8 protein-coding genes are annotated in these 6,272 nt (G+C 72.9%); 5 read left to right on the top strand and 3 right to left on the bottom strand.

The window, feature by feature from the left end:
* Positions 1-172 precede the first annotated feature (172 nt).
* The 3 genes from V5O49_RS03905 to rsrA all read left to right on the top strand — a co-directional run bounded on the left by V5O49_RS03905 (position 173) and on the right by rsrA (position 2,333).
* Positions 173-1,138 (top strand): helix-turn-helix domain-containing protein, encoded by a 966-nt coding sequence (locus tag V5O49_RS03905; RefSeq protein WP_332901076.1) that lies wholly within the window; start codon positions 173-175, stop codon positions 1,136-1,138.
* A gap of 110 nt (positions 1,139-1,248) precedes the next feature.
* Positions 1,249-2,055, top strand: coding sequence for a sigma-70 family RNA polymerase sigma factor (locus V5O49_RS03900; protein ID WP_332901075.1), 807 nt, complete (start codon positions 1,249-1,251; stop codon positions 2,053-2,055).
* Entirely contained in the window at positions 2,052-2,333 is a 282-nt protein-coding gene (gene rsrA, locus V5O49_RS03895; protein WP_278235091.1) for a mycothiol system anti-sigma-R factor, read from the top strand. Before V5O49_RS03900 ends, rsrA begins: the two co-directional genes overlap by 4 nt.
* A 95-nt stretch (positions 2,334-2,428) precedes the next feature.
* On the opposite strand, the gene V5O49_RS17005 is transcribed toward rsrA, so the two are convergent.
* Positions 2,429-2,503 carry a 50S ribosomal protein bL37 gene (locus V5O49_RS17005; RefSeq protein WP_369810841.1) on the bottom strand — a complete coding sequence of 25 codons (75 nt, stop codon included), beginning with the start codon at positions 2,501-2,503 and terminating at the stop codon, positions 2,429-2,431.
* 89 nt (positions 2,504-2,592) lie between these two features.
* Here V5O49_RS17005 and V5O49_RS03890 point away from each other — a divergent pair, with 89 nt between their 5' ends.
* Positions 2,593-3,393 (top strand): DUF4097 family beta strand repeat-containing protein, encoded by an 801-nt coding sequence (locus tag V5O49_RS03890; protein ID WP_332901074.1) that lies wholly within the window; start codon positions 2,593-2,595, stop codon positions 3,391-3,393.
* Positions 3,394-3,402: 9 nt separating this feature from the next.
* Here the strand turns inward: V5O49_RS03890 and V5O49_RS03885 are convergent, their stop codons facing one another.
* Both V5O49_RS03885 and V5O49_RS03880 read right to left on the bottom strand, forming a co-directional pair.
* Positions 3,403-4,008 (bottom strand): GDSL-type esterase/lipase family protein, encoded by a 606-nt coding sequence (locus tag V5O49_RS03885; protein WP_332901073.1) that lies wholly within the window; start codon positions 4,006-4,008, stop codon positions 3,403-3,405.
* Between the two features lie 169 nt (positions 4,009-4,177).
* Entirely contained in the window at positions 4,178-5,110 is a 933-nt protein-coding gene (locus V5O49_RS03880) for an aldose 1-epimerase family protein (protein WP_332901072.1), read from the bottom strand.
* 82 nt (positions 5,111-5,192) lie between these two features.
* On the opposite strand from V5O49_RS03880, the gene V5O49_RS03875 reads away from it, so the two are divergent.
* A complete protein-coding gene (locus V5O49_RS03875; RefSeq protein ID WP_278235087.1) occupies positions 5,193-6,185 on the top strand; it encodes an aldo/keto reductase in 993 nt (330 codons plus the stop codon).
* Positions 6,186-6,272 lie beyond the last annotated feature (87 nt).

The following is a 6,272-nucleotide window of genomic DNA, read 5'->3' as shown; positions in this document are numbered from 1 at the left end:
CGACCGGGCCGGGGCCGGCAGCCTCGAGCGGACAAGTCGTGTGAAAGGCACGAGACCAGTCAGTCGAAGGGTCACGCTCAAGACCACCGATCCACAGCCCAGCACCATCAGGCTGCGAACGCGATCCTCACAGTCAGTCGAGATCCCGCCACATCTGTGCCAGGCTGAGGCGATGATCGACAAGGTGGCCGCCGTCGTCGTCCCCGGTGTCGCGCCGTTCGAGATGGGTATCGCCTACGAGGTGTTCGGCATCGACCGCCGCGACACCGGCGGGCCGACGTTCGACTTCACGCTGTGCACGCCCGAGCCCGGACCCGTGCCGACCAAGGGCGGGTTCTCGGTCCACGTCGACGCCGGGCTCGAGGCGACCGAGGACGCCGACGTCGTCGTCGTGGTCGCCTACGACGTCCTCACCGACGCCGAGCACATCGACGTCCCGCCCGCGTACCTCGACGCGATCCGGGCCGCGCACGAGCGGGGCGCCTGGATCGTCTCGCTGTGCTCCGGCGCGTTCGTGCTCGCCGCGGCCGGTCTGCTCGACGGGCGGCGCTGCACCACCCACTGGATGTTCGCCGACCGCCTCGCCGCGGCGGCGCCCCGGGCCGACGTCGATCCCGACGTGCTCTACGTCGCCGACGGTCGGGTGCTCACCAGCGCCGGCACGGCCGCCGGCATCGACGCGTGCCTGAACCTGGTACGCACCGAGCTCGGGGGAGAGGCCGCCCGTGCGGTCGCCCGCCGCATGGTCGTCCCGCCGCAGCGCGACGGCGGGCAGGCGCAGTACGTCGTCGACCCCGTCCCGCAGCAGGGCGACTCGCTGGCCGACCTGCTGGCCTGGATGCGCGGACACCTCGAGCTCGACCACAGCGTGCCGGCGCTGGCGCGGCGCGCGATGCTCTCCGACCGGACCTTCGCCCGCCGCTTCCGCGCCGAGACGGGTACGACGCCGGGTGCCTGGCTGACGCGGCAGCGCGTCGCCCGCGCGCAGGAGCTCCTGGAGCAGCCCGGCGTCCCGGTCGAGGAGGTCGCCCGGCTCGTCGGGTTCGGCAGCGCCGCCGTCCTGCGGCACCACTTCGCGCGCCTGCTCGGGACCAGCCCGACGTCCTACCGACGGCGGTTCGCGGACGTCGCGTCCTGATCCGGACGGGCCCCGGCGCCGCCGCGTCGTGGCGGCGGCCGATGCAGGGCGCTGACCTGCGGGGAATGCCGGTCGGCCGTCCCTGGTTGCACCGCAGTGTGGAAGCCTGCATGACTCGAGACGCCCCCGCAGCGGGCGGGGTGCGCGACGCGACCCTGTTCTCCGTTCCCTCCGACCTCGGTCGGCCGACGGCGGCGTCCCCGGACGTACCCCGCGGCGGCTGGCCGCTGGGGCTAGGCTCGACAGCGATGACCCAGGATGACGACGCGGCGACCACCACCCCTCAGCCGACCGACGACGAGGTCGGCGAGGACACCGAGCGCGCCCCGGACGAGGAGTCGGCGGCGGACCGTGCCGCGCGCTTCGAGCGCGACGCGATGGAGTACATCGACCAGCTGTACTCCGCGGCGCTGCGCATGACGCGCAACCCGGCCGACGCCGAGGACCTCGTGCAGGAGACGTTCGCCAAGGCGTTCGCCGCCTTCCACCAGTACAAGCCCGGCACCAACCTCAAGGCCTGGCTGTACCGGATCCTGACGAACACCTTCATCAACAACTACCGCAAGAAGCAGCGGCAGCCGCAGCAGGCGCAGACCGACGACATCGAGGACTGGCAGATCGCCCGGGCGGCGACCCACACCTCGCAGGGGCTCCGCTCGGCCGAGGCCGAGGCGCTCGACCGGCTCCCGGACTCCGACGTGAAGCGGGCGCTGCAGGAGCTGCCCGAGGACCGCCGGATGGTCGTGTACTACGCCGACGTCGAGGGGTTCCCCTACAAGGAGATCGCGGAGATCATGGGTACACCGATCGGGACCGTGATGTCCCGGCTGCACCGTGGACGACGGCAGCTGCGCGAGCTGTTGGCGGACTACGCCGCCGACCGAGGACTCGCCGGAGCGCGCGGAGGAGAATCATGAGCGCGGACGTGACCCCCATCCCGCACGAGCCCGCCGAGGGCGAGAGCGACTGCGAGCACGCGCTGGGGCACCTGTACGAGTACCTCGACTCGGAGATGACCGAGGACGACGAGCACCGCATGCGTGCGCACGTCGCGCACTGCTCGCCCTGCCTGGCCGAGCTGAGCGTCGAGGAGCTCGTCAAGAAGCTCGTCAAGCGGTCCTGCGCGGAGCAGGCGCCCGCGACGCTGCGCCTGCGCATCCGTGAGCAGATCACGGTGATGCGCGTCTCGGGCTGAGAGCGCACCCGCACCGGCCGTCCGTCACGACGGTCCGGGGACGACGACGGGCCGGCGCCCCGCAGGGTGCCGGCCCGTCGTCGTGCAGGGCGTCCTCAGGCGTTGGGACGCTTGCCGTGGTTGGCGTTCTTGCCCTTGCGGGCGCGACGCTTGTTTCCGCGCTTGCTCATGATCGTCTCCTCACGAGAAGGTGGTCGGGGGTCGGTCTATGATCCCACAATCGCACGACGACCCGTGTCACCGGCTCCCTGGAGGCAGCATGAGCACCGAGTCCTGGGCGATCGCCGCCCCGCAGACCGTCGAGGTCACGGGCGTGGGTGCGTTGACGATCCGGCTCCAGGACGGCCGGGCGGACGTCACGGTCGACCCGGAGACCACCCAGGTCACGCTCGAGGTGCTCGAGGTCGGGGAGAAACCGCTGCAGGTCGACCGCGACGGCGACCGGCTGCGCATCGGCTACGAGCGGAACGCGGTCGAGGCGTTCGTGGCCCGCGTGCGGTCGCTCGGCAGCTCCGAGCGGGCCGTCGTGCACGTCACCGTCCCCCCGCAGGTCCGGGTCGACGTCGGCACGACCGAGGCGGACGTCGAGGTCGCCGGCACGTCCGGGACGGTGGTCAAGACCGTCACCGGCACCGTGCGCACCGCCGGCACGCACGGGTCGCTGTACCTGCGGTCCGTCTCCGGCGACGTGGCCTCCTCGGGGCACACCGGCGACGTCTCGGCGCAGGTCGTCTCCGGCGCCCTCGCCCTGGAGGGCACCCTCGGCCGGGTCACCACGAGCAGCGTGTCCGGTGCCGTGGCGGTCACCGCCGTCGGCACCGTCCCGATGGTGTCGGCCAAGTCCGTCTCGGGCGACGTCGCCCTCCGGCTCGACGCCGGCACCCCCGTCAGCCTCAAGGTGCGCGGCGCGGCCGGGCAGGCGGTGCTCGACGGCGAGGTGCTGCCCTCGACCACGCGCACGCTGTCCGTCGACCACGGCGAGACCCCGACCGACGGCCGGAGCATCGCCTACGTGACGGCCACCGTCACCAGCGCGCGGGTCATCGTCTCGCGCGGCTGAGCCGCCCGGTCACTCCGTCTCGTGCGGCAGGCCGAGCCACGAGTGCCAGCCCGTGTGCAGCACCAGCCAGGCCATGAGCCCGTAGCCGGCCTGCCCGGGGTAGGTCGACCCCGTGGTGGCGAGGTCGGCCAGCCACTGCTCGTGCTGGGCGAGCGGGGTGTAGGTGTCCACGTAGGGCACGCGTCGACGGCTCGCGACGTCCTGGAAGGCCGCGGAGAGCTCCGCGATCCGGCCGCCGTCCTCCGGCCGCCCCGGCGGGGGGCCGACGACGAACGTCGACAGGCGCCGGTTGTCGGCGACGTCGAGGATGTTGGCGAGGTTCAGCCGCGACCGGGCGACCGACAGGCCCGAGTCCACGTCGTGGCGGCCCAGAGCGACCACGAGACGGTTGTCGTGGGTCTGCTCCGGGCCGAACCGCGGCTCGGTCTCGGCCTCCCAGCGCGCACCGAGGGTCGACGTCGTCTCGCCCGGCACCGCCAGGGTGAAGGTCATCGCCGGCCGGTCGAACCGGGTCCGCGCCAGCACGCGTCCGGTCCAGCCCAGGGCGCGGCCGTCACCGACGCCCACGCTGAGCTCGTCACCCACCACGCAGATGCGCACCTCGCGGTCCGTCACGACCTGTCACCGTCCCCTGCCGAGTCACTGTGTTGCGCCGCCATTGTTCCGTGCCCTGGCTCGGCACGGCATGATCCCACGCCGGGCGCCGGCGGCACCCCTCCGCAGGGAGTGACCGGCGCCCGGTTCGTGACATCTCGTCGCGGACGAGCCGTTCTGGCATGGTTCGTCACAGCAGGGTGGCACCCCAGCGGACCTCGTGGGAGTCGCCCGGAGCCAGTCGGACGAGCCGGTCGCCGGAGTTGAAGGCGTCGGCGTAGCAGCTCATGGGCTCGGCGGCCAGGCCGAAGCGCTCGTGGCCGGCGATGTGGTTCGCCGAGCAGACCTGCCAGCAGTCCATCGAGTCGTCCATCCAGACGGCAGCGGTCCGCCCGTCGGGGCGCCCCAGCCGGCACCACGACAGTCCGTCGTCGTCCCGGGTGGCCGAGACCCAGGCGTCGTCCAGGTCGAGCCCGGCCAGCGAGCGCGTCGCGCGCAGGTCGTGGTCGCCGGTGACCGGTTCGACGCCGGTGGGCAGCAGCCGGTCGTCGACGGTGACGTGCTCGGTGGCGTCCAGGCGCACGGTGCACTCGTCGAGGTCGGCACCGCCGGCGGAGAGCCAGGGGTGGAACCCGACGCCGTAGGGCGCCGTGCCGGTGCCGACGTTGCGGGTGGTCACCCGGATCTCGAGGCCGCGCTCGGCGTCCAGGGAGTAGCGCACGCGGGTGGTGAGCTGGAACGGCCAGCCCTTCTGCGCGGGCAGCGCCAGCTCCAGCGTGACCGCGTCGTCGGCGACCTCGACGGCCGACCAGCGGTACCAGCAGCCGAGCCCGTGCAGGGCCGTGCCGCGGTCGGGCTCGCTCAGCGGGAGCTGGTACGTCTCGCCGTCGGCGGTGTACCGGCCGTCGCGCAGACGGTTGGGCCACGGGACCAGCACGGCGGCGTTGAAGACCGGTGCGGGCTCGTGCTCGGCGAACGGCACGAAGACGTCGAGGCCGTCGACGGTGTACTCGCGCACCATGGCTCCGACCTCGGCGATCGTGGCGCGGTGGGTGCCGGCGGACAGGTGGTACTGGGTGCCGGACGGCGTGGGTGCCGTCTCGGTGCTCGGGCTCGTGTTCACGGTCACACCGTAGTCGGCAAGCCTGATCGGTGCGTCCCGCGTACCGTGTGAAGGTCGACCCCCTCGGACTTGGAGGACAGTGATGCAGAAGCGGGTACTCGGCCGGACCGGTCGGATGGTCTCGGTCGTCGGCCTGGGCACCTGGCAGCTCGGCGCGGACTGGGGCGAGGTGAGCGACGCTGACGCGCGCGCCGTGCTCGAGGCGTCGCTCGAGGCCGGGGTGACCTTCTACGACACCGCGGACGTCTACGGCGACGGCCGCAGCGAGCAGACGGTCGGCGCGTTCCTCGCCGACCACCGCGACGAGGGCCTCACCGTGGCGACGAAGATGGGGCGCCGCGCGGACCAGGTCCCGGAGAACTACGTCCTGGAGAACTTCCGGTCCTGGACCGACCGGTCGCGCGCCAACCTCGGCGTGGACACCCTCGACCTGGTCCAGCTGCACTGCCCGCCGACGCCGGTGTACTCGCGCGACGAGGTGTACGACGCCCTGGACACGCTGGTGGACGAGGGTGCCATGGCCTCCTACGGCGTCTCCGTGGAGACCGTCGACGAGGCCCTGACGGCCATCGCCCGTCCCGGGGTCGCGACGGTGCAGATCATCCTCAACGCCTTCCGGCACAAGCCGCTGGAGAAGGTCCTGCCGGCGGCGTCCGAGGCCGGGGTCGGCATCATCGCCCGGGTCCCGCTGGCGTCCGGCCTGCTGTCGGGCCGGTACACGAAGGACACCACCTTCGCCGAGAACGACCACCGCACGTTCAACCGTGGCGGCGAGGCCTTCGACGTGGGCGAGACGTTCTCGGGCGTCCCGTTCGACGTCGGCGTCGAGGCGGCCGCGTCCTTCACCGAGCTCGCCGAGGGGCTCGAGCAGGACCTCACGCCCGCCCAGGCCGCGATCGCGTGGATCTGGCAGAGCCCGGGCGTCTCGACCGTGATCCCCGGTGCGCGCACCCCGGAGCAGGCCCGGCTCAACGCCGCGGCCGGCGAGGCCGGCAGCCTGGGACCGCTGTTCGCCTCCCGCGTGCGCGACCTCTACGACTCCTCGATCCGCGAGCACGTGCACGACAGGTGGTGAGCCGGGGCTGACCGCGCGGGTCCGGACCGCCCGCACCGGACCCGATCGCCGGGGACGCACGAAGGGCCCGGGAGCGACGGCTCCCGG

This window comes from Isoptericola haloaureus, assembly GCF_036689775.1.
Classification (GTDB): domain Bacteria; phylum Actinomycetota; class Actinomycetes; order Actinomycetales; family Cellulomonadaceae; genus Isoptericola; species Isoptericola haloaureus.
The sequence above is the reverse complement of the archived record's forward strand: the minus strand, read 5'-3'. Positions and strand labels throughout refer to the sequence as shown.